Below are 25,171 nucleotides of genomic sequence, written 5' to 3'. Positions count from 1 at the left end.
TTCAACCGAAGCCTGCGGCAGAACCTATTTGCCGCCCTTGGCCTTGCTGTTCTGGTGCGAGCGCAGGATACGGCTTTTCAGCACGTTCGACGACTTGAAGGTCATCACCCGGCGCGGCAGGATCGGCACTTCCTCGCCGGTCTTGGGATTGCGGCCGATGCGTTCGTTCTTGGAACGGACGTGGAAGGTGGCGAAGGACGACAGCTTCACCGTCTCGCCGCGTACGATGGCTTCACAGATTTCGTCCAGCACCGCTTCGACGAGTTCTGCCGATTCAGTCCGTGACAAGCCGACCTTACGGTAAACAGCTTCGGCAAGGTCGGCGCGCGTAAGTGTCTTTCCCCCCATGCGACCGTCCCATCAGTTCAAAAAACATAAATCGATACAGGTAAAGGCAGAGCCTAAGTAATTGATCCGGCAAGGTCAAGGACCGAAACCGGACCGTTCGGCACTTACCAGCGAACGAGAACCGCGCCCCAGGTGAAGCCTCCGCCCATCGCTTCCAGGAGCACGAGATCACCCTTCTTGATGCGACCGTCGGCGAGGGCCACCGAAAGCGCCAGCGGCACGGAAGCAGCCGAGGTGTTACCGTGCAAATCGACGGTGACCACCACCTTTTGCTCAGCAATCCCGAGCTTCTTGGCCGAAGCGTCAATAATGCGTTTATTGGCCTGATGCGGCACGAACCAGTCGAGGTCGTCGGCGGTTATGCCGGCCTGCGAAAACGTCGCCTCGATGACATCGGTGATCATGCCGACGGCGTGCTTGAACACTTCGCGGCCTTCCATCCTGAGATGGCCGACCGTGCCGGTGGTCGAGGGACCGCCATCGACGAAAAGCTTGTCCTTGTGGGCGCCGTCGGAGCGCAGGCTCATCGCCAGCACGCCACGGTCGGCAATGCCGCCGGTGCCCTCATCCGCTTCCAGCACCAGCGCGCCGGCGCCGTCGCCGAACAAGACGCAGGTCGAGCGGTCGCTCCAGTCGAGGATGCGAGAAAAGGTCTCCGCGCCGATCACCAGCACGCGCTTGGCGAGGCCGCCTCTGATGTAGAGGTCGGCGGTGGTCACCGCATAGACGAAGCCCGAGCACACCGCCTGCAGGTCGAAGGCAAAGCCGTGATGCATGCCGAGCCGGTTCTGGATCTCGACGGCGGTCGCCGGAAAGGTGTTGTTGGGCGTCGAGGTCGCCAGCACGATCAGGTCGATGTCGGCAGGCGTAAGACCAGCATTGTCGAGCGCTGCGCGCGCCGCCGCCTCGCCCAGCGACGCCGTCGTCTCGTCATCGGCGGCGATATGACGCTGGCGGATGCCGGTGCGCTGGGCGATCCACTCGTCCGAGGTCTCGACCATGCCTTCGAAATCGGCATTCTTCATGATGCGGCGGGGCAGCGCAGCACCGGTGCCGCGCACGACTGATCTGATCAAAGCTCTTTCCTATTCCTTTTCGTCGACGGTGGCGTCGGATTTCCTGTTTGCCTGGGCATGCGGGTTGCGCGCATGGAACAGGTCGAGATCGGCCTCGATGCGGTCGATCAGATTGTTGCGCACCATGTCGTAGCCAAGCTCGATGGCCGCCGCGAAACCGTCCGAATCGGCGCCGCCATGGCTCTTTACCACGATGCCGTTCAGACCCAGGAAAACACCGCCATTGGAGCGGCCTGGATCGAGCTTTTCGCGCAGGCGGTCGAAAGCGCCCTTGGCGAAGACATAGCCGATCCTGGCCATCAGCGTGCGGTTCATCGCGGCACGCAGATAGCCTGAGATCTGGCGCACAGTGCCTTCTGCCGTCTTGAGCGCGATGTTGCCGGCAAAGCCCTCGGTGACGACCACGTCGACCGTGCCCTTGCCGATGTCGTCACCCTCGACGAAGCCATGATAATTCATCGAGGCCATGTTGGCCTCGCGCAGCATGCGCCCGGCTTCCTTGACCTCTTCCTGTCCCTTGATCTCCTCGACGCCGACATTGAGCAGGCCGACTTTCGGCCGGTCGATGCCGAACACCGAGCGCGCCATGCCGGTGCCGAGAATGGCAAAGTCGATCAGCTGGTGCGCATCGGCGCCGATGGTGGCGCCGACATCCAGCACCACGCTCTCGCCGCGCATCGTGGGCCAGATCGCCGCGATCGCCGGACGGTCGATGGTCGCCATCGTGCGCAGGCAGAATTTCGACATCGCCATCAGCGCGCCGGTATTGCCGGCCGAAATGCAGGCCTGCGCGCTGCCACTCTTGACTGCTTCGACAGCCTTCCACATCGACGACTTCCAGCGGCCGTGGCGCAGCGCCTGGCTCGGCTTGTCGTCCATCCTGACCGCGACTTCACAATGGTGGAACTCGCTGACCTCGGCCAGTTTGGGGAATTTGGCGAGTTCGGGGCGCACCAATTCCTCGCGCCCATATATGACGAAGCGGATGTCGGGACGCCTGACGGCGACCGTCATGAGTGCCGGGATGACCACGTTTGGCCCGTGATCGCCACCCATGGCATCGATGGAAATCCTGATCACGCGGTCTTTATCTCACTAGCTTGGGCCAGGGCACATGGCCCGCGAAAGAAATACGAAACTCGCGAAATTCAGGGGCTCGCGAAGGTTCGGCGAAAATAGCGGTTTTGGGCTGCCGCACAACCGGCTTTTCTCCGATCGCTTCGTGTTTTAGGATTTTCCAAGCAAGGATCGCAGCTTTTGCTGGAATTCATTCTCGACGGGCTCGTTCGGGCCGGCGGCATCGAGCGAGGCGCCTGCCTTGCGCGGATAGGGATCGATCGCCAGCCCGAAGAACTGTTCGGCGAGCGCGCCGACGTCGATCGTGTCGCCGGAGAAAGTTTCCGGGCTGTCCGGCCCTTCGGCGTCGAGCAGGATTTCGCCACCGCCTTCGAAACCTTGCCGTCCGAGTTTAGATTGTTCGGGCAGGAACAGCGCCTCGACCTCTTCGTCGATATGGGCCGCGACCGGCTCAAGGGTGACGATGCAGGCCTGGGTGATATCAGCCTCGACGCGGCCGCTGACCTTGACGCCATTGCGCTTCCACGGCGCCACCAAAAGCTCAGCACGGTAGTTTTCGACCGAAAGCAGCTCGTGCTCGCGCGCAAGCATTGCGCGCTGCGCGGCGTCGGCGTCGATCACCACCTGCAAACCTTTGTGCGGCAGGCGGCCGACATTGGCCGCGAATGAGACCGGGCTAGGCGTGTCCACATGTTTCATCTTGGTCTCCCCTCCTCACTCCGCTTTCGCGACGGGAAACGCCACGGCACCGGAAACGATCGATTCGGACGGCTGTGCTTCAAGCTGCCTTGCGGCATCGATTACATAGGACGCCAGCGGCAAGGCTTGCGGCCAGGCGCCGGCATCGGGTCTGACATTGCGCGCCAGGGCGGCAGCAAGCGCGTCGCGGTCGCTGCGTTCCAGCGCGTCGTCATAGGCGGCGGTACGGCCGTAGAACATTTTGGCCAGCCTCTTCATGCGCTTGGGCACGCCGACATCGCCAACGCCCAGTTCCCGCAGCGAATGCTCGACATCGAGAAAGAACTCGTCGATCAGCACCTGCGCGACCTCATGCGCGACGCCCTCTTCGCCGCGGAGCCGGTGCTGAAACAGGAACATGTGCAGCGACAGCATCTCGAAACGGCCGAGCGGCGTATCCGGCACATTCCAGTGGGAATAAAACACGGTCTGCCGCGCCGCCGCCACGATTTGTGCGTAAAGCGCCTCGGTGATAGCGCGGTTGGCGTTGCGTTCGCGGCCAAAAAGGCGCTGGAACATTGAGGGTGGTCTCCTGGGGACCGATTGTTTGAATGGGCCTTGTTGCATCGGCAAGCAAGCTGGTTTACCGGTTTTGCCGCCCAGCGCAAGTTGCGGCCAGCTAATGGAGTTGTTGTTGCGCGCGCTGAAATTCAAGTCGACTTTTCTGCCTGGGGCCACCGCCGCGGTTTCGCTGGTGCTGGTGGCTTCCGCGCTGTCGGGCTGCAATTCGTCCAAGATGTTCGGCGACCTTAACCCTAGCGAGACGCTGACGCAGGGCTATGTTATCGACCAGCAGGCGGTCGATTCGGTGCCGGTGGGCTCCAGCCGCGAACAGGTGCTTCTGGCGCTCGGCACGCCATCGACGAAAGCCACCTTCGACAATGAGGCGTTCTATTACATTTCGCAGACGCGCAAGCGCTATGTCGCTTTCGACAAGCCGCGCCTGGTCGACCAGAAAGTGCTCGCGGTCTATTTTGGCGAGGACGGGCGCGTCACCCAGATTGCCAATTACGGTCTGAAGGACGGTAAGATTTTCGACTTCATCTCGCGCACCACGCCGACCGGCGGCAAGGACCAGAACTTCCTCAGCCAGATCATCAAAGGCGCCAGCAAGCTGGCGCCCCCCATTCCTGGCGGCGGCGCCTAAGAAGCGACCGCCTTCCTCAGATTTTTGCTTCCCCCGAAGCGACACCTTCTCAGGCGACCAAAAGCCCGCGGGAGCGATCCTGCGGGCTTTTGTTTTGAGGTCATGCGGCCGCAACACCCGTCGCGCTTTGCCGCGCGTGGCCTGTTCGGCCGCCGGGCTCCAGCGAGGCGCGGTGCACAGCCGCACTCTGCCGCGCTTCCGAAGGCGTCATGCCGAAATGCCGGCGGAAGGCGTGGTTGAAGGTCGAGAGATCGCCGAAGCCGGCGTCGAAGGCGATGGCGCCGATGGTGCGGTGTGCCAGGCGCAGGTCGGATAGCTTGCTGCAAACCAGCGCCAGCCGCCGGCCAAGCACGAACTGCGACAGCGAGGTACCCTCACCCTCGAACAGCTTTCTGATATAGCGCGCGCTGACGCGGTGGCGCCCGGCCAGCGCGTCGGACCCGACATCGCCGGAAGCCAGATTGCTTTCGATATCGGCTTTGATGGCGCGCAGCCGCGCGGCGCGTATGCCGCGGCCTGCGGCGACCCCAGTGGCGTCCTGCGTTGCCCCGACCACGACCGCGACAAGGTCCTGTATGTGCTTGGCGGCAAGCCAGCGCAATTCGGATGCGGCCAGGTTCGGCTCCTGCATCAGCAGACGGACATAGCTGGTCAGCAGCAAGAACTTTTCGCCCACGCATGACATCGGCGTCATCAGGGCGGCATCCGCATTCGCAGCCATGGGCCCGAGCGCTGCCTTGGGGATGGTGATGAAGAGATGATGCGACATCGCCCGCTCGATCACATGCGGATCAGAGGAGGACAGAAGGATTGCCTGGCCGGCCTCGATGCTGGCCTCGCGGCCGAGATGCGAGAAGGTGGCAGCGCCCTCCAGACACATGAAGAAAATGTAATCATCGGTCCCCTTGGCCATGGCGCGGGAACGGATGGTGCGGAAGGCGGTGGTCCTCGAATCGGCAATGCCGACGTCCGGCAGCCGCAGGATGGTCGCGTCGATGGAGAGCTCTTCCTCCGTGACGTTAAAATCCATGTCGGTCACCATCCGGCGCAACAGGTCGCAATAGACGTTTCGCCAATTCCGCTCGCGGCCACATTGCGGTCGAAAAGCGCGCATGCGCAGCCTCGGGGGGTCGAATAGTCATGGGGTACTCCCAAGCGATTGTCTTCATTTCACTGTCGTTCGTAGTCGAGGCTCGTTCCATGAACGGCCTCTCATCCGACGGCGGCAATCGGGGGGCACTGGATGGCTACAATGATTTGCGCACTTGGACAAAAGACTATTTACGAAGCTATGGATGAGCTTTGTTCATTCATGCTAAGGAACCCATGGCGGGATCGGGTAACGGCAAATGACAAGACGGCTTCCACAACTGGAATCCATTCGTGCTTTCGAGGTCATTGCCCGGCTGGGCAGCTTCAAGCGCGCCGGCGATGAGCTGAATGTTACGCCAAGCGCGCTCAGCCACCGCATCGCCGATCTCGAAGCCGATCTCGGCGTGCTTCTGTTCACCCGCCATGTCCGCCGCGTCGAACTAACGCTTGAAGGCGAAAGATTGTCCGCGGGCGTGCGACGCGCACTGCTGGAAATCCAGAGCACGATCGCGAGTGTCGCGCGCAACGAGCGCACGAGGCTGAGGGTCACCGCCATTCCTTCGCATGCCGTGCGCTGGCTGGCCCCGCGTCTGCACAGGTTTCGCAAAAAGCATCCCGAAACAGAGATCGACATCAATGCGGATCTTGCAGTCGTCGACCTTTCGCAGCGAACAGTCGACATCGCATTGCGCTTCGGCGGCGGACACTATCCGGCCGTCGAGACCGAATGGCTGATGGCAGATGCGATCTTTCCTGTCGTCAGTCCCGACTATCTCGCCGCCAACGGCCCGGTCAGAGACCAGCACGATGTGCTGCGACTGTTTCGCATCCTCGACACGACGGCCGAAAATGACGAGAGCGGCGCCAATTGGCGCCACTGGTTCGAGAGAAACAATCTGCCGCTGGATACGGTTGGCGACGGCATGAATCTGAACGGCACCTTGCTGGCGGTCGAAGCGGCGGCCAGCGGACTGGGCGTCGCCATCGCGAGGAAGTCGCTGGTCGAGAGCGATTTGCGCACCGGCAGGCTCGTGCGCCTCCTGACGACGGACATACCGACGAACTGGAACCACTACGTCGTCGTCCACCCGTCCATCTCCGCCTGGGAGCCTGCCAGATCGTTCATCAACTGGCTGAAGGCGGAAGCCGGCGACAACACCGGCGACGGTTGACCTCGGCGGCCGTCCAGGAGCTCTCATCGGAAGGCGTCGGGGCTCACGGACTCATGTATCGGCCAGTTGCTCATCCTTGCGGCCCGACTGGTTCGCCGCCTTGGCGGCAAGCGCTGCCGCCATCTGGCTCTCCAGCTCGCGCAGCTTGGCGTCGAGTGTCGCCATGCCGCCCCAGGCGAATGTCGCGCGGTATAGCGGTGCGATCTCGGGCGTCAGGAATTCGACGAGGGTTTCGTCCTCGACCCAGACCTTGAGCACCTTGAACAGGCGCGCATCGATCAGCTCGTTATGCCAGCCCATGCGGGCGGCAATGCCCTGGATGGTTTCGGTCGAATTGGGCGTGCTGAGCAGCACATGCGAGCCGGAGCGCAGGCGCATATTCGGATCGAAGCCGATGCCGAGCGGCGCTTGCTGATCCAGAACCGTGCCGCACGGCAGGATTTCGATCAGCGAGCCGAAATCGTCGCCGAGGCAGACAAACCATGCGCCCTCAGGAAATGGCGGCGACGGCGCACGAACCGCGGTGGCGACAAGCATTTCGGCAAGGACGCTGGCGACGGCCTGCGGATCGCGGGCGTTGAATGAAGCGTGATGCAGCATGGCAATACTCCTGTTTTCAACGGCGGCGGCCGGCAGAAGTGCCGACCCATGCCGCGGCGTTCCGCAAAAACTGAATCACCGGCTGAGCGTCAGGATGACCGCGGCAAACAGGCAGGCGTATTCGGCCAGTCCAAGCACAAGGCGCAAATTGTGGTTGGCCGCCCAGCTGTCGCGCGTCTGCGCCCAATCATCGGGGATGGTCACCGGCGTCCAGCTCTGCACCTGTTTGTTGAGCGGCACCTGACGGCTGACGGTGAAGCCAATGTCGATCACCACCAGTGCCGCGGCGACGATGGTCAGGATGCGCGGCAGGCCGGCATCGACCGCAAACATCGCCATCGCCGCGATCAGCACCAGCGTCGTCAGCCTGACGAACGGCATCACCCGGGTAAACGTCCGGTCGCGCATCTGATGCATGGCCATGTATTGGCCGGCGGTAAGATCATCGATGCGAAAATCGTGGATTACACCCGAGACGTAGATGCCGGCAATAATTCCAGCCAGCGCAAGCGAAGCCGCCATCAAGAAAATGTCCATGTCTTTTCCCTGCCCGAATGTCGTTTCCCTGGCCAAAATCGCCGCAGAGGCGAGCCCGACACCGCGTCGATCGCAATGTCCTGGCCAATGGCCGGGGTATTAAAGCAGGCGAACGGTCCGGGCTTGGGTAGGATGGAACGATGTTTTGGGCAATGCGGCCCTCCGATTGCGTCGGAAACATCAAGTGCCGTGAGATCGAAGCCTATCAGCAAACCTTGACGCGTACTTGCCAGCGACCGGTCAAATTCGTATCAGACCGTGCTGGCCAATGGCGCATCACGCTGAATTGGGAGGAGCATCCGTGCCGGAAAAAACCCGGACAAAACCGACAGGCTGGATGGCGACCGGAACGGCTGACGGCCAGGTGGTCACGCCTGACTGGATACCCATCGAGCCGGTGGCGATCGATGGCGTGAGGGTCAAGGAGATCAGGCCGGTCGCAACCTCCACCGGCTATCTGACCGAGATCTTTCGCGAGGAGTGGGAGCTCGATTCGGAGCCGGTCGGCCAGGTCTTCCAACGGACCTTGTATGCCGGCGCGGTGACTGGCTGGCATGCACACGCGGTGACCACCGACCGGCTGTTCTGCTGCGTCGGCAGCGTTCGCATTTCGCTGTTTGACGGACGCAAGGCCTCGCCGACCTTCGGCGCCGTCTGGCACAAGATTATCGGCCCGTTGCGCCCGGCGGTCGTCATCATTCCACCCGGAATATGGCACGGTGTTGTTTCGCTCGGAGCGGAGACGGCGGTGCTGCTCAACCTCGTCGACAAAGCCTATGCCTACGATCAGCCCGACCATTGGCGCCTGCCGCCAGACACCGACCACATTCCCTACAGACTGGTGTAGCGTGGAAGCATCGGCGCAGCGCGATCAGGCCGGCGGCGAACCGCTGGTTTCGATCGTGATCGCGACGCACAACCGGCCGGCAGCACTGCGGCAGGCATTGACCAGCGTCATGCGCCAGACGTTGCAAGACTGGGAAGCCTTGGTCATCGGCGACGGTTGCAGGCCGGATACGGCGGCCGTTGTCGCTGAATTTGACGATGCCCGCATCGTCTACATCGATCTTCCTGTCAATTTCGGCGAACAGTCCGGTCCCAACAATATCGGCTTTGCCAGGGCGCGTGGCCGCTTCGTCGCCTTGCTCAACCACGACGATCTGTGGTTTCCCGACCATTTGGCGGCGATGACCGGCTGGATCGACGCCTCGGGCGCCGACGTGGTGCTGGCGCGCGGCGCCGTCATCCAGCCGCCGTCGGCGGCCGGCAATCCTGTCAATTCGATCTTCGGGATCGGCAGGGACGGTTTTTACGACCCCGTCACGACGGAAGGATTTGGCTCGGCACACATGTTTCGCCGCGCTTCGTTCAGCCTGCTCGGACCTTGGCGATCCGCCAGCCAGTGCTTTTGCGAAAGCTCGCAGGACTGGCTGTTTCGGGCATGGCGAAAGGGCGCGGTGATCGCGACGATGCCGCACCTCACGGTGATCAAGTTGCATTCCGGCATACGCAAGGGTTCCTATCTCGGCGACAATGCGCAGGAACAGAAGGATCTTCTGGATGCCATGCAGACGCCGGACGCCTTGCGCGTGAAAATCCTTGGCTGCGCGGGCGAACCCATTCGCCTGGCGGCATCGAGTTATCTCAGGCGCAGGCTGATGGCGGCTCTTGGCATCCATCCCCGCGCCCGCGCCTTCCGCCGCAAGTATAAGCGAGGCGCCTTCCTTGCCAAGCTGCGGCGCCTGCGTGGCCTGGCGCCGATGCCTGAGCGCGAACCTGGCGTGAGCGAATTGCTGGATCGCTACAGCAAGCGCGGCGATGTGGGGACCGAGCCGGATGAGGGTTGACTGCCACCAGCGTAAATCTCAAACAAAAACCCGCGGGATCGCTCCCGCGGGTTTGTTCCTGAAGCAGTGGCGTTGCCTTAGCCGTGCGCGAGCACGGCCAGCAGCAGAAGCGCCACGATGTTGGTGATCTTGATCGCCGGGTTGACCGCCGGGCCGGCGGTGTCCTTGTAGGGATCGCCAACCGTGTCGCCGGTGACCGAAGCCTTGTGCGCTTCGGAGCCCTTGAGGTGCTTGACGCCGTCCTTGTCGACAAAACCGTCCTCGAACGACTTCTTGGCATTGTCCCAAGCGCCGCCGCCCGAAGTCATCGAGATGGCGACGAACAGGCCGTTGACGATGACGCCGAGCAACGAGGCGCCGAGTGCCGCAAAGGCGGACGCCTTGGAGCCCGAGATCAGCTGCACGCCGAAATAGACGACGAGCGGCGCCAGCACCGGCAGCAGCGAGGGGATGATCATTTCCCGGATCGCCGCCTTGGTCAGAAGGTCGACGGCGCGGGCATAGTTCGGCTTGGAGGTGCCGGCCATGATGCCCGGGTCCTCGCGGAACTGCTTGCGCACCTCCTCTACGATGGCGCCCGCCGCGCGGCCGACCGCCGTCATGGCGATGCCGCCGAACAAGTACGGGATCAGGCCGCCAAAGATCAGGCCGGCGACAACATAGGGATTGGAGAGGTCGAAGGAGACATCGCCCATGCCCTGGAAGTATGGATATTTGTCGCCATTGGCGGCAAAGAACTTCAAATCGTTCGAATAGGCCGCAAACAGCACCAGCGCGCCAAGACCGGCCGAACCGATGGCATAGCCCTTGGTCACCGCCTTGGTGGTGTTGCCGACCGCGTCGAGCGCGTCGGTGGAGTGGCGCACTTCCTTGGGCAGGCCGGCCATTTCGGCAATGCCGCCGGCATTGTCGGTGACCGGGCCGAAGGCGTCGAGGGCGACGATCATGCCGGCAAGGCCGAGCATGGTGGTGACCGCGATCGCCGTGCCGAACAGGCCGGCGAGCTGGTAGGTCGAGATGATGCCGCCGACGATGACGATTGCCGGCAGTGCGGTCGATTCGAGCGACACCGCAAGTCCCTGGATGACGTTGGTGCCGTGACCGGTCACCGAGGCCTGGGCGATGGAGTTCACCGGGCGCTTGTTGGTGCCGGTATAGTATTCGGTGATCACCACGATGAGACCGGTCACAACGAGACCGATCAGGCCGCAGATGAACAGGTTCTTGCCGATGATGGTCATGCCGGCGACGGTGCCGACCTCGCCCCAGCCGACAGTTGCCGAGGTAGCGACGCCGAGACCGACGATCGACAGCAGGCCGGTGACGATCAGGCCTTTGTAGAGGGCGCCCATGATCGAGCCGTTGGAACCGAGCTTGACGAAGAAGGTGCCGACGATCGAGGTCAGGATACAGGCGCCGCAGATGGCGAGCGGATAGAGCATCGCCGCACCCAGAGCGGCGGTTCCGCCGAAGAAGATGGCAGCCAGCACCATGGTGGCAACGACGGTCACCGCATAGGTCTCGAAGAGGTCGGCGGCCATGCCGGCGCAATCACCGACATTATCGCCGACATTGTCCGCGATGGTGGCCGGGTTGCGCGGATCGTCTTCGGGAATACCGGCTTCGACCTTGCCCACGAGATCGCCGCCGACGTCGGCGCCCTTGGTGAAGATGCCGCCGCCCAGACGGGCGAAGATCGAGATCAGCGAAGCGCCGAAGCCGAGCGAAACCAGCGCATCGATGACGATGCGGTCATTGGGCTGCAGGGCCATCGGGCCGGTCAGAATATAGTAGTAAATCGACACGCCGAGCAGCGCCAGGCCAGCCACCAGCATGCCGGTGATGGCGCCCGACTTGAAGGCGATGTCGAGACCGGCGGCGAGGCTGTTGGACGCCGCCTGCGCGGTGCGCACATTGGCGCGCACCGAGACGTGCATGCCGATGAAACCGGCGGCGCCCGAAAGCACGGCGCCGATCAGGAAGCCGACTGCGGCGGTGATCGAAAGCAGCCACCAGGCGAGCACGAGCACGACCACGCCGACGATGGCGATGGTGGTGTACTGGCGCGCCAGATAGGCCTGCGCGCCTTCGCGGATGGCGGCGGAGATTTCCTGCATGCGTGCATTGCCCTGATCGGCTGCAAGAACCGATCGTGTCGCCCAGATGGCGTAAAGGATTGAAAGCAAGCCGCAGGCGATGACGGCAGAAATGATGGTCATTGCCGAATTTTCCTCGATTGATGGCCCAAAAGAACCCCTCCCTGGGCCGTTGGTGCGGGGAGCGGATAAGCCTAGGCGGAATCCGTCCTTCGCAGCGGTGTATGCGAAACACGGCTCGGAACGTCAAGATATTGTTCGGTTTTTGCCCCGCTTTCAGCCAAAAGGTTTAGGCCACAACATTCCCATTGCCGATGCCCTGCTATTAGATCGATTGAAATGACGCCGCGTCAGTCAATGCTTTGCCCGCAGTCCAGCGAAGGTCAGTCGCCAGTCTCCTGCCCCATCTTGCGCGCCGTATAGCGCTCGATGGCGGACAGTCCGTCATAGATCAGCACCGCCAGCGCCGCGACGATCAGGCCGCCTTGCAGGACGAAGGCGAGATTGTTGGACAGCAGGCCGGCGATGATCACCTCGCCCAGCGTCTTGGCGGCAACCGTCGAACCGATCGTCGCCGTGGCCAGGCTGATCACCACCGACAGCCTTATGCCGCCCAGAATGATCGGCGCACTCAGCGGCAATTCAACCTTGATCAGCCTTTGCCAGCCGGTCATGCCGGCGCCGCGCGCGGCCTCCATGATGTTGCCCTGCAGCGTCGTTAGGCCGGTCAGCGCGTTCTCGAAGATCGGCAGCAGGCCGTAGAGAAACAGCGCAATCAGCGTCGGCTTCTCGCCGAAACCGACGGCGGGCACCGCCAGCGCCAGCACCGCCACCGGCGGAAAGGTCTGGCCGATATTGACCAGACTGCGCGACAGCGGCAGGAATTCGGCGCCCGCCGGCCTGGTCACCAGGATGGCAAGCGCCACGGCAACGATGGTTGCGGCGACGGTAGCGATCAGCACGGTCCTGAGATGCAGCAGGGTCAGCGTCAGCAGGCTGCCCTGATTGTAGATCGCCGGCGCATTGTTTTCGGTCAGCGGCTTCAACAGCGGCTCGAACCAGCCGGGATTGGTAACGAAGGCTATGAGAAGCACCACCAGGGCAAGCCTGAGCAGCGAAGGCAGCCAGGCTTTTAGACCGGCCCCTTTCATGCCGGTCTCGCCGCGCGCTTCACCAGCCCGTCGACGGTGACGCGGCCGAGAGGCTTGCCGTCTTCGCCCTTGACCGGCAGCGCCGGCCGGCCCGACCACAGAAGCTCGGCCAGCGCGTCGCGCTGGCTGGCGTCGCCTGGGATCGCCTCGCCTTCGGCAGACCCCTTTTCCACGGCGTCGCGCACGCGGCCGAGCGACAAGAGCCGGAACGGCTTTTCGCTGGCGCCGACCAGGGTTTCGACGAAGGCGTTCGCCGGCCGCGCCAGGATCTCTTCCGGCTTGGCGTATTGCACCAGCTTTCCGGCATCCATGACGGCGATCTTGTCGCCCATATGGACCGCCTCCTCCATGTCGTGGGTGACGAGGATGATGGTGGTGCCGAAGCGCTTCTGGATCGCCAGCAGATCTTCCTGCGCCTTGGTGCGGATGATCGGGTCGAGTGCGCCGAACGGCTCGTCCATCAGAAGCACATTGGGCTCGGCGGCGAGCGCGCGCGCGACGCCGACACGCTGCTGTTGCCCGCCGGACAGTTCGTGCGGGTAGCGCTGGCCATAGGCCTCGGGGTCGAGCTGGTAGAGTGTCATCAACTCATCGACGCGGGCCTTGATGCGGTCCTTGTCCCAGCCCAGCAGGACCGGCACGGTGGCGATGTTCTGCGCAACGGTGCGGTGCGGGAACAGGCCGTGGCCCTGGATGGCGTAGCCGATGCTGCGGCGCAGTTCGTAGCCGGGCAGCGAGCGGTTGTCGTTGCCGTCGAGCTTGATGACGCCGGCGGTCGGCTCGACCAGCCGGTTGATCATTCGCAGCAGCGTCGTCTTGCCGGAACCGGAGGTACCGACAATGACGCAAACCGTACGCGGCTCGACGACCATGGACACGTCGTTGACCACGGTCGTCGCGTCATAGCGCTTGGTAATGCCTTCGATCTCGATCATGCCGTTTCAACCCTGCGCCTGGTGGCGGTCATTTCGATCACTGCGTCGAGGATGATGGCCGCGGCGAAGGCCAGCGCCACCGTCGGCACGGCGCCGAGCAGCACCAGGTCCATTGCGGTCTGGCCGACGCCCTGAAACACAAACACACCAAAGCCGCCGCCGCCGATTAGTGCTGCGATGGTGGCCAGGCCGATGTTCTGCACCAGCACGATGCGGATGCCGGTGAGGATCACCGGAAAGGCCAACGGAAACTCGACGCCGAACAGGCGCTGGCCATCGGTCATGCCCATGCCGCGCGCTGCATCATTGGCCGCGCGGGGTACGCCGGCAAGCCCGACCACGGTGTTGGCCACCACCGGCAGCAGCGAATAGAGGAACAAAGCCACGAAGGCGGGCGCGGTGCCGATGCCTCTGATACCGAGCGCTGCGGCACCCGGAACATGCGCGGCGACCCAGCCCAGCGGCGCGATCAGCAGGCCGAACAGCGCGATCGAGGGTATGGTCTGGACGATGTTGAGCACATTGAGCACGCCGGCCCGCAACCGTTCGACGCGGTGGCACAGGATGCCGAGCGGCAGGCCGACGATCACCGCCGCCGCCAGCGACCCCAGCGCCAGTGTGATGTGCTTGGAGCCTTCGGCCCAGAAACTATCGGCGCGGTTTGCATATTCCTTGAGGATCGACAGGCTGTCCCACTGCCCCGATATCAGCAACAAGCCGATGGCCAGCGCCGCGACGACGAGCACGCCGACGCGGGCCGGTGGCGACAGGTTGAGCCTGGTCAGCACGTCGGCGAGCAACAATGTGAAGGCAAAGATCAACAGCCAGAACCCGGAAGCCGGCGAGATGCGGGCGAAGGTGTTGCCGGCCGGCATCAGGAAGGTGCCGGCGACACCGATCAGCATGGCAAGGGCGGCGAGCGCCACGACGCTTGCGGCCAGGCGCAGGACAAGCGGGGTTTTCAGCAAGGCAACAATTGCGGCCACGACGACGATCGCCAGCAGTAGCGGCCCGACTGTGGCCGGCAGCGCCTCCAGGATCGAGCGCGCCTGACCGGGAACGATACGATTGGCGCGGAAGGTGGCGAACGGAGCCAGAAACGCCGCATAGGCAACGATCGCCGCGATAACCATGCCGAGCTTGTCGAAACGCAGGGTCATGGATGCCCCCCATGAGGAGCGATTTTCCACGTTGCGCAGACTACGCTGGTGATCGGCGCAAGCCGACGCGAAGTCCGATCTCCCCCCTTGCGGGGGAGATGGCCGGCAGGCCAGAGGGGGGTGTGAAGGATCGTCAGCTCTCGAGCGTCGGCCTGTTCGGAAGCAACCCTGTCGAGGCACGCACCTGCTACCGGTTGTGAGGTCGGCGGGACAGCACCCCCCTCTGTCCTGCCGGACATCTCCCCCGCAAGGGGGGAGATCAGCAGCTTCCAGAGAGGGGTGTCTCGCACCAGCGTCACGATCAGCTATGCGCTGACTACTTCAAAAACCCGTTCTTCTTCAAAAAGTCCTCGGCGACACCCTTGACCGGCTCGCCGCCGACCTGGACGCGGCCGTTGAGTTCCTGCAGCGTGACGAGGTCGAGCTTGGCGAACACCGGCTTCAACAGCGTCTCGATCTCCGGATGCTCTTTCAGCACCGCTTCGCGGATGATCGGCGCCGGCTGGTAGACCGGCTGCACGCCCTTGTCGTCGGCGAGCACGACCAGGCCGGACGGCGCGATGCCGCCGTCGGTGCCGTAGACCATGGCGGCGTTGGCGCCGTTGGTCTGGTTGGCGGCAGCACCGATTGTCGCGGCGGTGTCGCCGCCCGAAAGCGTGATCAACTGCTCCGGCTTCAGCGTGAAGCCGTAAGTGGTCTGGAACGCCGGCAGGGCTGCCGCCGAATTGACGAACTCAGCCGACGCCGCCAAAACCACCGTGCCGCCGCCGGCGACGTATTTGCCGAAGTCGGTCAGGGTCGCCAGCTTGTTGGTCTCGGCAACCTCCTTGCGCAGCGCGATCGCCCAGGTGTTGTTGGCCGGTGACGGCGACAGCCAGACGATCTTGTTGGCGTCATAGTCGAGCTTCTTGGCGGTCTCATAGGCCTTGGCGGCATCCTTCCAGACCGGATCGTCGGCCTTCTCGAAGAAGAAAGCGGCATTGCCGGTGTACTCGGGATAGATGTCGATCTCGCCGGCAGTGATCGCCTTGCGTACCACCGGCGTGCCGCCGAGCTGGATGCGGTCGGTGGTCTTGATGTTGTTGGCGTTGAGCACAAGCTGGATGATGTTGCCGAGCACGCCGCCCTCGGTGTCGATCTTCGAGGAGACGACCACCTGGGCATTGGCGGAGGCGGCCGTGATGCCGAGCGCCAACGCCGCGCCGGTCAGAATCTTGACTGAAAACATTGTGAAAACCCCTTGCTTTGGACCGAAATGCGGTGGCCGCATATGAGCATGGCTTCAACGCCCCGTCGGGGCACACGGTTTCATAACAATGGGTACAGACGCAATAATTTTGTGCGGTCGCCGCGATTTCGGCCGCCGCCATGCTGACACGTCGTGCCAAGCCAAAGATAGAACCGGATCAGGCGCGGGCTTTGCGCGATCCGGTCAGTTTGAGCGCGCCAAGGGCGACGAAGCAGAGGGCGACGACCGGGAAAACCAGCCAGTTCAGCATCTCCCAGCCCCAGGCATTATAGATGGCGCCCGACATTAGCGAGGCGAAGGCGACGGAGCCGAACAGGACGAAGTCGTGGAAGCCCTGCACCTTGCTCTTTTCGGACGGATGGTAGCTGTCGGCGACCATGGAGGTGGCGCCGATGAAGGCAAAATTCCAGCCGAGGCCAAGCAGGATCAGCGCCGTCCAGAACTGCCACAAATGCAGGCCGGACAATGCCACCGCGGCGCAGCCGATGAGCAGGACCAGGCCGGTGGCGACGATGCGTTCGGCGCCGAAGCGATGGATCAGCGATCCGGTGAAGAAGCTCGGCGCAAACATCGCCATCACATGCCAGGAAATGCCGAGCGTGGCGTCGTCTGTCGACAGGCCGCAGCCGACCATGGCCAGCGGCGCGCCGGTCATGACGAAACTCATCAGCGCATAGCTGCCGACGGCGCAAAACAGCGCCGCGACAAAACGCGGCCGGGTGACGATATCGGACAGCGGCCGGGCGTCGCTTGACGCGACTTCCGCGTGGCCGGGAGCCTTGGCCGGGATGCGCAGGAATGACAGGATGATGGCGCCGGCCGCCGCCAGAACCGGAATGGCCACGAACGAGCCGGCAAACATCACCGGCGCCAGCAATTCGCGGGTGAAGATGACGATCTGCGGCCCGAGGATCGCGGTGATGACGCCGCCGGCCAGCACGAAGGAAATGGCGCGCGCCTTGAATTCGGGCGGAGCATTATCGGCGGCGGCGAAGCGGAACTGCTGGACGAAGGCGCCGCCGACGCCGATCACCAGCAGCGCGAAAGCGAACAGCCAGAAGCTGGCGTGGAACAGTGCCAGCGTGGAGATGACGCCGCCAAGCGCGGTCACGATGGTGCCGGTCATGAAGCCGCCGCGCTGGCCGAGCCAGCGGATGATGGCCGCGGCCGGCAACGCGCCGAGCGCCACGCCGATGTTGAAGCCGGTGATTGGCGCCGTTGCCAGCGACTTATCGGGGCCAAGCAGATATTGCCCGGCCAGCCCGCCCATGGAAATGGCAATCGGCGCGGCCGAACCGATAATCGCCTGCGACGTCGCCAGGATGATCGCCGTGCGGCGCGCTTCCCTTGCTGCGCCGGGGACGGTGCCGGTCACAATGCGTCCTTGCCGCGCCCCTCGCCCCGCACCCGGCGCGACACACGGTCGAGCACGGCGTTGGTCAGCTTCGGCTCGTCTTCCTCGTAGAAGGCCTTGGCGATGTCGACATATTCCGAAACGATGACGGCCACCGGCACGTCGTCGCGCTTCATCAGTTCGTAGACGCCAGCGCGCAGGATTGCGCGCAACGTCGAATCGAGTCTGGACAGCGGCCAGTCTTCCGTCAGCGCCTGGCGTATAATCGGATCGATGGTCGTCTGGTTCTCGACGACGCCGGCCAGGATGGCGCGGAACCACTGCGCGTCGGCCTCGCGATAAAGCGCGCCGTCGACTTCCTTGCCGAGCCGGAACGCCTCGTATTCGGCGGTGATCTCGAAGACGCCGCTGCCGGCCACGTCCATCTGGTAAAGCGCCTGCACGGCGGCCAGACGGGCGGCGCCACGCTTGTTGGCGTGGCGTATCGCGGGCTGGCCGGGCGAAGCGGGTTCGCTCACGATTGCGCTCCCAGCTTCTCTTTGAGCGCGATCATGGTCAGCGCCGCGCGCGCGGCAAAGCCGCCCTTGTCACCCTCCGAGCGCTTGGCGCGCGTCCAGGCCTGCGCGTCGTTCTCGGTGGTCAGGATGCCGTTGCCGATCGCAATCGCTTCCTGGACCGAGAGATCCATCAGCGCGCGACTCGATTCATTGGCGACGATGTCGAAATGATAAGTGTCGCCGCGGATGATGGTGCCGAGCGCGACAAAACCATCATAGTCCTTGCCGCCCTCGCCCATGCCGTCGAGCGCAAAAGTGATCACGGCTGGAATTTCCAGCGAACCGGGAACGGTGACGACGTCATAGGTCGCGCTAGCTTCGTCGAGCGCGCTCGTCGCGCCGTCGAGCAGCGCGTCGGCAAGATCGTCATGAAAGCGCGCCTCGATGATCAGAAGGTGGGCCTTCTTCTTCGGGCGAATGAACGCTTTGCCGTGTTGGGATGTGCCAGCCATAAATGTCTCCGGGGGTAGCCGGTGACTTAGGCCGAAGCCGGTTTGATCGCAAGCGGAAGATTGCTGGAGGCGAAGCCTGGCCTAGCGCGTCTTTGGGCTGGGCGTCGGTAGCGGGCACTCGCTGCAGAGGCTTTCAGCCCAGACGAGAACAGCTTCGTGATCCACTACACGACCCCCGTCTACATCGGCCATTGCTTTGCGCGTAAGCCGCTTTTTCTGTTCGATTGTGAGTCTTGCGGCCATCAAAGCCCCTCTTTCGCCGCCTCGACTAGGCGCGCGGCGTAGCGGGCCATGGTGTCGATCTCGAGGTTGACCTTGTCGCCGACCTTGCGCTCGCCCCAAGTGGTCACGGTCAGCGAATGATGGATCAAAAGCACGTCGAAACGGGTGCCTTCGACCTTGTTGACGGTAAGCGAGGTGCCATCAAGTGCGACCGAGCCTTTTGGCGCGATGAATCTCGCCAGTTCGCGCGGCGCCTCCAGCGTAAAGCGCACCGCATCGCCCTCGTCCTTGCGTTCGACGATTTCGGCCATGCCATCGACATGGCCGGAGACGATGTGGCCGCCGAGCTCGTCGCCGATCTTCAGCGCCCGCTCCAGATTGACCCTGGTGCCTGATTTCCAGCCCGACGCCGTGGTCAACCTCAGTGCCTCTTCCCAGGCTTCGACCTCGAACCAGCGGGCGTTCGAGCCATCGTCGGGCAAAGCCGTGACCGTCAGGCAGACGCCGCCGCAAGAGATCGAGGCGCCAATGGCGATGGTCGCGGGATCATAGGCAGTGTCGATGCGCAGGCCGACACCTTCGCTCAGCGGCTTGACGGCCGCGACGGTGCCGATATCGGTGACAATTCCGGTAAACATCGATGCTGATCCCTAGAGGTCCCTTATCCATTCCGCATAGACATCTTCCCCGAAGCGCATCTCGCGCAATTTGCGGAAGCCTGCCGGGATATGGTTGGCGTCGACGGGCGATACAATGCCGCCCTCGCCGATCGCTTCCGGCCCCTGGAACAGCACGATGCGGTCGATCAGTCCTTCGGCGAGGAAGGCGCTGGCCACCTTGGCGCCGCCTTCGACCAGAACGCTGGCCATGCCGAGCGCGCCGAGATCCTCGAGCAGTTCCGGCAAGGCCACGCCGCCTTCATGGGTTTCGGTGCCGATGAAGCGCACACCGGCACGCTCCAGCACCGACCGCCGTAGCGGATCGGCCCCCAGGCTCGCGGCGACATAGAGCGGCACTCGGTCGGTGCCGGAGACCAGCTTCGAGGCTTCCGGCAGCCTGATCTGGCGGTCGAGCACGATGCGCGCCGGCGAGCGGTTCTCCAGCCCCGGCAGCCGCACGGTGAGCGCCGGATCATCCTCCAGCGCCGTGCCGATGCCGACCAGTATGCCATCGGCTTCGGCGCGCATCAGATAGACTTCGCGGCGGGCGATATCGCCGGTGATCGCGACCTGGCCGGCGCCGTGCCTGCCGATCTTGCCGTCGCTGGAAAGCGCAAGCTTCAGAATCACTTCCGGGCGCTTTTTCAGGGACCGAATCAAATAGCCGGCCATCTGCTCGGCGGCTTCCTCGGCCAGCACCTTTTCGACCACTTCGATGCCGGCGGCGCGCAGGATGGCATAGCCTTTGCCGGAGACGCGCGGATCGGGATCGCTGGCGGCGCCGACGACCCGCGCCACTCCGGCATTGACCAGCGCGTTGGCGCAAGGCGGGGTGCGGCCATGGTGGGCGCAGGGCTCCAGCGTGACATAGGCGGTGGCACCGCGGGCCAACTCGCCGGCTTGAGCCAGCGCCTCGGTCTCGGCATGCGGCCGGCCGCCAACAGCGGTGACGCCGGTGCCGACGATCATCGGCCCGGCGCCATCGTCGCGAACGATGATGGTGCCGACCGAAGGGTTGGTCGAGGTGCGGCCGGCATTTCGGCGCGAGAGTCTCAGCGCTGCCGCCATGAAACCGCGATCGAGAGCCTGCTGATCGGCCTTCCCTGACGTTTGGGTTGCCATGCTCAGCCGGCGTCCTCTTCGCTCTTCAGCTCGTCGCCCTTGAACTCGTCGCCTTTGAGCTCACCCAGCACATCGTGGAAATCCTTGGCCTCACGGAAATTGCGATAGACAGAGGCGAAGCGGACATAGGCGACGTCGTCGAGCGACTTCAGCGCTTCCATGACGAGCCGGCCGACCTCGCCCGAGGCGATTTCAGTCTCGCCGGAGCTTTCGAGCTGGCGCACGATGCCGGTGACGGCGCGGTCGATGCGCTCGGGATCGACATTGCGCTTGCGCACCGCGATCTCCACCGAACGCAAGAGCTTGTCGCGGTCGAACGGCACCTTTCTGCCGGACTTCTTGACCACCACGAGGTCGCGCAACTGGACGCGCTCGAAGGTGGTGAAACGGCCACCGCAATCGGGGCAAACGCGCCGCCGGCGGATCGCGGCGCCATCCTCGGCGGGGCGCGAATCCTTCACCTGCGTATCTTCGGACTGGCAATAGGGACAGCGCATGGAGAGCCTTCGGATTGGCGATTCTGGCGGAACGATAGGCTTAGAGGTTTTTGCCGGGACGGCAAAGGTTCGGCAACGGCCGCTCGCGCCCTCAGAGATAGCGAGGCGGGAGGAAAATTGCCAGCCGCGCCAGATATGTCAGGGGGCGACGTCCTTGGTCGGGAAGCCGCAGGACGTTCCGAGGTTGCGGTAGGCCTTGGTGAAGCCATCCATCGGGATGCTGGCGACAGCCTGCTTGCCGAACGTCACATCGAGCGAGATGACCTGGCGCATGGCACGCAACAAAGCGAGACTGGTCTTGGCCTGGTTGTCGACGGTCCAGCTCGGGCGGCCGGCATCATTGGAATAGACGGTCGCGGAAACCTTGACGCCGGGGTCGCCAAAGGTCGCGGCGATCTTCTTGCCGGTCGGCAGCTCCTTGTTGGCGATCGTGAACATGATCGCCGGATAGGCATCGGGCGGCAGGGCGTCGCCAGTCGAGATCGAAAGCGTCAGCGTGCCGGCATTGCCGTTGCCGTCGACAAAGGCTGTCGAGGCCGCACACGTCTTGTGCGAATCCTGGCCGGTGTCGAGCTCATCGATGATGGTAGTCCACCTGCCAAAGGTGTTGGTGGCCGGGATATCCGTGCCCGGCTGCGTCTGCTCCTGGGCTATCGCGCCTGACGCGGTGAAAGCGGCAAGCGAGCCGATGAAGGCCAGAACGGCAGGACGGAATATGCGCATCGTCAGATCTCCAACAGGCCGCGCCGCCCGGACAGCAAGACGCGCAGAGCGCGGGATAAAAGACGAAGCGCCGCTGGTGGTCAACCGAGATAGGGATAGAGCGGGAAACGATCGGTCAGCGCCACGACCTTTGCCTTCACCGCCGCCTCGACCGCCGCATTGCCTTCGTCGGAATTGGCGACCTTCAGCCCGTCCAGCACTTCGGCGATCAGCTTGCCGATCTCGCGGAACTCGGCCTGGCCGAAGCCGCGCGTGGTGCCGGCCGGCGTGCCCAGACGCACGCCAGAGGTGACGAAAGGCTTTTCCGGATCGAACGGGATGCCGTTCTTGTTGCAGGTGATGTTGGCGCGCCCGAGCGCTGCCTCGGCGCGCTTGCCGGTGGCGTTCTTGGGCCTGAGATCGACCAGCATCAGATGGTTGTCTGTGCCGCCGGAGACGATGTCGAGGCCGGTTTCCTTGAGGCTCGACGCCAGCGCCTTCGCGTTGGCGGCGACACTCTCGGCATAGAGTTTGAAGCTCGGCTTCAGCGCCTCACCGAAGGCGACCGCCTTGGCGGCGATGACATGCATCAGCGGCCCGCCCTGCAGGCCGGGGAAAACCGCCGAGTTCATCTTCTTGGCGATGTCCTCGTCATTGCACAGGATCATGCCGCCGCGCGGGCCGCGCAACGATTTGTGCGTGGTCGTGGTCACGACATGGGCGTGCGGCAGCGGTGACGGATGCACGCCGCCGGCAACCAGGCCGGCGATATGGGCCATGTCGACCATCAGATAGGCGCCGACCGCATCGGCGATCTCGCGAAAGCGCTTCCAGTCCCAGATGCGCGAATAGGCGGTGCCGCCGGCCAGGATCAGCTTCGGCTTGGTCTCATGCGCGGTCTTTTCGATCGCGTCCATGTCGAGCAGATGGTCGTCCTTGCGCACGCCATAGGAAACGACCTTGAACCATTTGCCGCTCATATTGACGGGCGAGCCGTGCGTCAGGTGGCCGCCGGAGTTCAGGTCGAGGCCCATGAAGGTATCGCCCGGCTGCAGCAGCGCCAGGAAGACCGCCTGGTTCATCTGGCTGCCGGAATTCGGCTGGACATTGGCGAAGTTGCAGCCGAACAGCTTTTTGGCGCGCTCGATAGCGAGTTCCTCGGCGACGTCGACGAACTGGCAGCCGCCATAATAGCGCTTGCCCGGATAACCCTCGGCGTATTTGTTGGTCATGATCGAGCCCTGCGCCTCGAGCACGGCGCGCGAAACGATGTTTTCCGAGGCGATCAGCTCGATCTCGTGACGCTGGCGGCCAAGCTCGTTGCGGATCGAGCCGAAGATCTCCGGATCGGCATCTTCCAGCGTGGTTTCGAAGAAGGATTCGAACTTGTTCGACGCTGCCGCTGCAGTTGCCATGGCCTGAAATCCTTCGGTTCGGGGCATTTATCTATGCATATCGTTGCCCCGAAACCGCTGCACGGTTCCGGGCGACATGCATTGCCGCGCCATTAACACAGTTGTTTTCGCCTCGCCACGTTTGCAGCGCGAAATTTGCTGGCCGGATTGCGCCAGAGCGGCCCTGTACCGCTATTTTCGCTCCTGCCGCCCCTGCAGCAAGGCTTCGGTGAGCGTGATCTCGGTAAACAGCGCCCGCGCCGTATGGTCGTTGATCGCGCCGCTGCTTAACATGTCGCGCACGGCGATGCGCTCGGCCTCGATGCCGGCAAGCCGCATTTCGAGCTCCAGCCGCCCGGCTTCGCGGGCCTCTGCCCGGGCGTCGTCGGCCTCGTCCGAGGTGGCGATCCGGCGCCGGTAGCCGGCGACGATGTTTTCGGCGGCGGCAAGCCTGGCGCCGGGCACCTCGCCCTGGTCGTCGTCGCTGGCGCCCGCCATGCTTTCGACGCGGGCGATGGCCGCCTTGGCGGCGCCGATGCGGGCGAGACGCTCCTCGATGGCGCTGCCATCCTCGCCCGGCTCGACCAGCCCGCGCGCTATCTTCGGCAGCGCCACGCTGGCGATGGCGAGCGAACAGATGATGACGCCGGCGGCGAGGAAGATCACCAGGTCGCGCGCGGGAAAAGGCGAGCCGTCCGGCATGGCGAGCGGGAGCGACAGGATGCCGGCCAGCGTGATCGCGCCGCGCACGCCCGCCACCGAGCCGGCAAGCCGCACACGCATCCCGAACGGCTCGGCCTTGCGCTTTCCCCATTTTGCCTTGAGGCCTGCCGCGATGTCGCCGACCCAGATCCAGAGGAAGCGCAGCGCGATCAGGCACAGCGTCAGCGCAATCACCGTCGCGACCGGCTGGATGATCGGGTAATGGCCAGTCAGTTCGGGCGGCACGCGGCGAATGATTTCGGGAAGCTGCATGCCGAGCACGATGAACAGCGCGCCATTGTAGACGAAGGACAAGGTCGTCCACAGCGAGATCGTCTGCATGCGCGCCGAGACGCCGAGGAAGCGGAAGACGCCGGAGCCGCCGGTCAAAAGCCCGGCGGTGACCGCCGCCAGAATGCCTGAGGCATGCAGATGTTCGGCGACGAGATAGGCAATGAAGGGCAGCAGGACCATGACCAGAACCTGCGCCTCGGCCGGAACGCCGCCGATGCGATTCAGAAGCTGCAGGAGCCTGGCGGCGATGAACAACGCGGCGATGCCGGCCAGGATGCCGATGGCGACGGCATAAACGAAGCTCAGCGATGCATCGGCGAAGGAAAAGCTGCCGGTCACGGCGGCGGCGACGGCGAAGCGGAACATGACCAGGCCCGAGGCGTCGTTGAGCAGCGCCTCGCCTTCCAGAATATGCATCAGCCGCGCCGGCACCAGGCTTCTGTCGACGATCGAGGACACCGCCACGGCGTCGGTCGGGGACAGCACGGCAGCGAGCGCGAAGGCGACGACCAGCGGGATGCTCGGCACCAACCAGTGCAAGGCATAACCGAAGCCGACAATGGTAAAGAAGACCAGCCCGATGGCCAGATCGAGGATCGGTCCGCGCAGCGCGATCAGCTCGCGTTTGGGCGCTCCATAGGCATCGCCGAACAAAAGCGGCGGGATGAACACCAGCAGGAAGAGTTCGGGGTCGATCTCGACATGGATGCCTTTCACCGGCCATGCGAGCGCGGCGCCGATGGCAATCTGCAGCACCGGCAGCGGCACCCGAACCAACCGCACCAGTGCGCCGGAAAGAGCGACGAAGACCAGCACGGCGAGGATGAAGATTGCGACCTGCATGGCGCGATTCCGGCTGTTTTGAGGACCATGCGCAATTGCCGTTAGTCCGTCCAGATGGGCCTGCGGCGCAACGTCCGGCAGTGTTCATGGCCTGCATGGCTGGCGGCCACCAGTCTTCTTCTGTTGGGATGTCGAACGGAAAAGGCCG

The 25,171-nt window shown here is 63.9% G+C and carries 26 protein-coding genes; 4 read left to right on the top strand and 22 right to left on the bottom strand.

Going from position 1 to position 25,171, the window contains the following annotated elements; translation table 11 throughout:
- Nucleotides 1–24: 24 nt before the first annotated feature.
- From ACYG9Z_RS25635 to ACYG9Z_RS25615, 5 genes are all read right to left on the bottom strand, one after another.
- Nucleotides 25–348 carry an integration host factor subunit alpha gene (locus ACYG9Z_RS25635; RefSeq protein ID WP_006201891.1) on the bottom strand — a complete coding sequence of 108 codons (324 nt, stop codon included), beginning with the start codon at nt 346–348 and terminating at the stop codon, nt 25–27.
- A 104-nt stretch (nt 349–452) separates the two neighbouring features.
- Complete coding sequence (locus ACYG9Z_RS25630) at nt 453–1,424, bottom strand: beta-ketoacyl-ACP synthase III (protein WP_023752003.1); 972 nt, start codon at nt 1,422–1,424, stop codon at nt 453–455.
- A 9-nt stretch (nt 1,425–1,433) separates the two neighbouring features.
- The gene (gene plsX, locus ACYG9Z_RS25625) at nt 1,434–2,504 is read right to left on the bottom strand and encodes a phosphate acyltransferase PlsX (RefSeq protein WP_023669372.1); all 1,071 of its coding nucleotides are present in this window, start codon (nt 2,502–2,504) and stop codon (nt 1,434–1,436) included.
- Nucleotides 2,505–2,651: 147 nt separating this feature from the next.
- Nucleotides 2,652–3,200, bottom strand: a complete 549-nt coding sequence (locus tag ACYG9Z_RS25620) for a YceD family protein (RefSeq protein ID WP_023715400.1) — start codon at nt 3,198–3,200, stop codon at nt 2,652–2,654.
- A 15-nt stretch (nt 3,201–3,215) separates the two neighbouring features.
- Nucleotides 3,216–3,758 (bottom strand): ubiquinol-cytochrome C chaperone family protein, encoded by a 543-nt coding sequence (locus tag ACYG9Z_RS25615; protein ID WP_023669369.1) that lies wholly within the window; start codon nt 3,756–3,758, stop codon nt 3,216–3,218.
- A gap of 115 nt (nt 3,759–3,873) precedes the next feature.
- Between ACYG9Z_RS25615 and ACYG9Z_RS25610 the strand changes: the two genes are divergently transcribed.
- Entirely contained in the window at nt 3,874–4,386 is a 513-nt protein-coding gene (locus ACYG9Z_RS25610) for an outer membrane protein assembly factor BamE (RefSeq protein ID WP_023669368.1), read from the top strand.
- Nucleotides 4,387–4,486: 100 nt separating this feature from the next.
- Here ACYG9Z_RS25610 and ACYG9Z_RS25605 read toward each other — a convergent pair whose 3' ends face one another.
- Entirely contained in the window at nt 4,487–5,500 is a 1,014-nt protein-coding gene (locus tag ACYG9Z_RS25605) for a helix-turn-helix domain-containing protein (protein WP_084566294.1), read from the bottom strand.
- Nucleotides 5,501–5,735: 235 nt separating this feature from the next.
- On the opposite strand from ACYG9Z_RS25605, the gene ACYG9Z_RS25600 reads away from it, so the two are divergent.
- A complete protein-coding gene (locus tag ACYG9Z_RS25600) occupies nt 5,736–6,650 on the top strand; it encodes a LysR substrate-binding domain-containing protein (RefSeq protein ID WP_023730859.1) in 915 nt (304 codons plus the stop codon).
- 51 nt (nt 6,651–6,701) lie between these two features.
- Here the strand turns inward: ACYG9Z_RS25600 and ACYG9Z_RS25595 are convergent, their stop codons facing one another.
- Both ACYG9Z_RS25595 and ACYG9Z_RS25590 read right to left on the bottom strand, forming a co-directional pair.
- Nucleotides 6,702–7,250, bottom strand: a complete 549-nt coding sequence (locus ACYG9Z_RS25595) for a hypothetical protein (protein ID WP_023752005.1) — start codon at nt 7,248–7,250, stop codon at nt 6,702–6,704.
- Nucleotides 7,251–7,325: 75 nt separating this feature from the next.
- Nucleotides 7,326–7,787 (bottom strand): anthrone oxygenase family protein, encoded by a 462-nt coding sequence (locus ACYG9Z_RS25590; RefSeq protein WP_023669364.1) that lies wholly within the window; start codon nt 7,785–7,787, stop codon nt 7,326–7,328.
- A gap of 301 nt (nt 7,788–8,088) precedes the next feature.
- Between ACYG9Z_RS25590 and ACYG9Z_RS25585 the strand changes: the two genes are divergently transcribed.
- Complete coding sequence (locus tag ACYG9Z_RS25585; protein WP_245259899.1) at nt 8,089–8,634, top strand: dTDP-4-dehydrorhamnose 3,5-epimerase family protein; 546 nt, start codon at nt 8,089–8,091, stop codon at nt 8,632–8,634.
- 1 nt (nt 8,635) lies between these two features.
- Nucleotides 8,636–9,634 (top strand): glycosyltransferase family 2 protein, encoded by a 999-nt coding sequence (locus ACYG9Z_RS25580; RefSeq protein WP_023752006.1) that lies wholly within the window; start codon nt 8,636–8,638, stop codon nt 9,632–9,634.
- A 77-nt stretch (nt 9,635–9,711) separates the two neighbouring features.
- On the opposite strand, the gene ACYG9Z_RS25575 is transcribed toward ACYG9Z_RS25580, so the two are convergent.
- From ACYG9Z_RS25575 to ACYG9Z_RS25510, 14 genes are all read right to left on the bottom strand, one after another.
- The gene (locus ACYG9Z_RS25575; protein WP_023752007.1) at nt 9,712–11,853 is read right to left on the bottom strand and encodes a sodium-translocating pyrophosphatase; all 2,142 of its coding nucleotides are present in this window, start codon (nt 11,851–11,853) and stop codon (nt 9,712–9,714) included.
- Nucleotides 11,854–12,113: 260 nt separating this feature from the next.
- Nucleotides 12,114–12,881 (bottom strand): ABC transporter permease, encoded by a 768-nt coding sequence (locus ACYG9Z_RS25570; protein ID WP_023700549.1) that lies wholly within the window; start codon nt 12,879–12,881, stop codon nt 12,114–12,116.
- Nucleotides 12,878–13,816: an ABC transporter ATP-binding protein gene (locus ACYG9Z_RS25565; protein WP_023752008.1), complete on the bottom strand. Its 939-nt coding sequence runs from the start codon at nt 13,814–13,816 to the stop codon at nt 12,878–12,880. Before ACYG9Z_RS25565 ends, ACYG9Z_RS25570 begins: the two co-directional genes overlap by 4 nt.
- Nucleotides 13,813–14,976: an ABC transporter permease gene (locus ACYG9Z_RS25560; RefSeq protein ID WP_023752009.1), complete on the bottom strand. Its 1,164-nt coding sequence runs from the start codon at nt 14,974–14,976 to the stop codon at nt 13,813–13,815. The genes ACYG9Z_RS25565 and ACYG9Z_RS25560 overlap by 4 nt, the downstream gene beginning before the upstream one ends.
- 316 nt (nt 14,977–15,292) lie before the next feature.
- Nucleotides 15,293–16,204 carry a glycine betaine ABC transporter substrate-binding protein OsmF gene (gene osmF, locus ACYG9Z_RS25555; protein ID WP_023682388.1) on the bottom strand — a complete coding sequence of 304 codons (912 nt, stop codon included), beginning with the start codon at nt 16,202–16,204 and terminating at the stop codon, nt 15,293–15,295.
- 178 nt (nt 16,205–16,382) lie between these two features.
- A complete protein-coding gene (locus ACYG9Z_RS25550; RefSeq protein ID WP_023682389.1) occupies nt 16,383–17,600 on the bottom strand; it encodes an MFS transporter in 1,218 nt (405 codons plus the stop codon).
- A complete protein-coding gene (gene nusB, locus ACYG9Z_RS25545; protein WP_023682390.1) occupies nt 17,597–18,097 on the bottom strand; it encodes a transcription antitermination factor NusB in 501 nt (166 codons plus the stop codon). The genes ACYG9Z_RS25550 and nusB overlap by 4 nt, the downstream gene beginning before the upstream one ends.
- Entirely contained in the window at nt 18,094–18,588 is a 495-nt protein-coding gene (gene ribH / locus ACYG9Z_RS25540; protein ID WP_023682391.1) for a 6,7-dimethyl-8-ribityllumazine synthase, read from the bottom strand. The genes nusB and ribH overlap by 4 nt, the downstream gene beginning before the upstream one ends.
- A 242-nt stretch (nt 18,589–18,830) precedes the next feature.
- Nucleotides 18,831–19,448 (bottom strand): riboflavin synthase, encoded by a 618-nt coding sequence (locus tag ACYG9Z_RS25535; protein WP_023682392.1) that lies wholly within the window; start codon nt 19,446–19,448, stop codon nt 18,831–18,833.
- Between the two features lie 12 nt (nt 19,449–19,460).
- A complete protein-coding gene (ribD, locus tag ACYG9Z_RS25530) occupies nt 19,461–20,591 on the bottom strand; it encodes a bifunctional diaminohydroxyphosphoribosylaminopyrimidine deaminase/5-amino-6-(5-phosphoribosylamino)uracil reductase RibD (protein ID WP_023682393.1) in 1,131 nt (376 codons plus the stop codon).
- Nucleotides 20,592–20,593: 2 nt separating this feature from the next.
- Nucleotides 20,594–21,088: a transcriptional regulator NrdR gene (gene nrdR, locus ACYG9Z_RS25525; RefSeq protein ID WP_023682394.1), complete on the bottom strand. Its 495-nt coding sequence runs from the start codon at nt 21,086–21,088 to the stop codon at nt 20,594–20,596.
- A 138-nt stretch (nt 21,089–21,226) separates the two neighbouring features.
- Nucleotides 21,227–21,811, bottom strand: coding sequence for an invasion associated locus B family protein (locus ACYG9Z_RS25520; RefSeq protein ID WP_023682395.1), 585 nt, complete (start codon nt 21,809–21,811; stop codon nt 21,227–21,229).
- A gap of 80 nt (nt 21,812–21,891) precedes the next feature.
- On the bottom strand, nt 21,892–23,205 hold the full coding sequence (gene glyA / locus ACYG9Z_RS25515) for a serine hydroxymethyltransferase (RefSeq protein WP_023669349.1): 1,314 nt from the start codon (nt 23,203–23,205) through the stop codon (nt 21,892–21,894).
- A gap of 171 nt (nt 23,206–23,376) precedes the next feature.
- Nucleotides 23,377–25,023, bottom strand: a complete 1,647-nt coding sequence (locus ACYG9Z_RS25510) for a Na+/H+ antiporter (RefSeq protein WP_023752010.1) — start codon at nt 25,021–25,023, stop codon at nt 23,377–23,379.
- Nucleotides 25,024–25,171 lie beyond the last annotated feature (148 nt).

The sequence above is a fragment of the Mesorhizobium sp. RSR380A genome, from assembly GCF_054719385.1.
Note: the sequence above shows the minus strand (reverse complement) of the source record. Positions and strands in the feature narration are given on the sequence as shown.

Bases quoted from the DNA above. Each gene is read 5' to 3' on its own strand.
- ACYG9Z_RS25635 (WP_006201891.1), bottom strand. From the start codon at position 348: ATGGGGGGAAAGACACTTACGCGCGCCGACCTTGCCGAAGCTGTTTAC.
- ACYG9Z_RS25620 (WP_023715400.1), bottom strand. From the start codon at position 3,200: ATGAAACATGTGGACACGCCTAGCCCGGTCTCATTCGCGGCCAATGTC.
- ACYG9Z_RS25615 (WP_023669369.1), bottom strand. From the start codon at position 3,758: ATGTTCCAGCGCCTTTTTGGCCGCGAACGCAACGCCAACCGCGCTATC.
- ACYG9Z_RS25605 (WP_084566294.1), bottom strand. From the start codon at position 5,500: ATGCGCGCTTTTCGACCGCAATGTGGCCGCGAGCGGAATTGGCGAAAC.
- ACYG9Z_RS25600 (WP_023730859.1), top strand. From the start codon at position 5,736: ATGACAAGACGGCTTCCACAACTGGAATCCATTCGTGCTTTCGAGGTC.
- ACYG9Z_RS25595 (WP_023752005.1), bottom strand. From the start codon at position 7,250: ATGCTGCATCACGCTTCATTCAACGCCCGCGATCCGCAGGCCGTCGCC.
- ACYG9Z_RS25590 (WP_023669364.1), bottom strand. From the start codon at position 7,787: ATGGACATTTTCTTGATGGCGGCTTCGCTTGCGCTGGCTGGAATTATT.
- ACYG9Z_RS25575 (WP_023752007.1), bottom strand. From the start codon at position 11,853: ATGACCATCATTTCTGCCGTCATCGCCTGCGGCTTGCTTTCAATCCTT.
- ACYG9Z_RS25570 (WP_023700549.1), bottom strand. From the start codon at position 12,881: ATGAAAGGGGCCGGTCTAAAAGCCTGGCTGCCTTCGCTGCTCAGGCTT.
- ACYG9Z_RS25565 (WP_023752008.1), bottom strand. From the start codon at position 13,816: ATGATCGAGATCGAAGGCATTACCAAGCGCTATGACGCGACGACCGTG.
- ACYG9Z_RS25560 (WP_023752009.1), bottom strand. From the start codon at position 14,976: ATGACCCTGCGTTTCGACAAGCTCGGCATGGTTATCGCGGCGATCGTT.
- osmF (WP_023682388.1), bottom strand. From the start codon at position 16,204: ATGTTTTCAGTCAAGATTCTGACCGGCGCGGCGTTGGCGCTCGGCATC.
- ribH (WP_023682391.1), bottom strand. From the start codon at position 18,588: ATGGCTGGCACATCCCAACACGGCAAAGCGTTCATTCGCCCGAAGAAG.
- ACYG9Z_RS25535 (WP_023682392.1), bottom strand. From the start codon at position 19,448: ATGTTTACCGGAATTGTCACCGATATCGGCACCGTCGCGGCCGTCAAG.
- ribD (WP_023682393.1), bottom strand. From the start codon at position 20,591: ATGGCAACCCAAACGTCAGGGAAGGCCGATCAGCAGGCTCTCGATCGC.
- nrdR (WP_023682394.1), bottom strand. From the start codon at position 21,088: ATGCGCTGTCCCTATTGCCAGTCCGAAGATACGCAGGTGAAGGATTCG.
- ACYG9Z_RS25520 (WP_023682395.1), bottom strand. From the start codon at position 21,811: ATGCGCATATTCCGTCCTGCCGTTCTGGCCTTCATCGGCTCGCTTGCC.
- glyA (WP_023669349.1), bottom strand. From the start codon at position 23,205: ATGGCAACTGCAGCGGCAGCGTCGAACAAGTTCGAATCCTTCTTCGAA.
- ACYG9Z_RS25510 (WP_023752010.1), bottom strand. From the start codon at position 25,023: ATGCAGGTCGCAATCTTCATCCTCGCCGTGCTGGTCTTCGTCGCTCTT.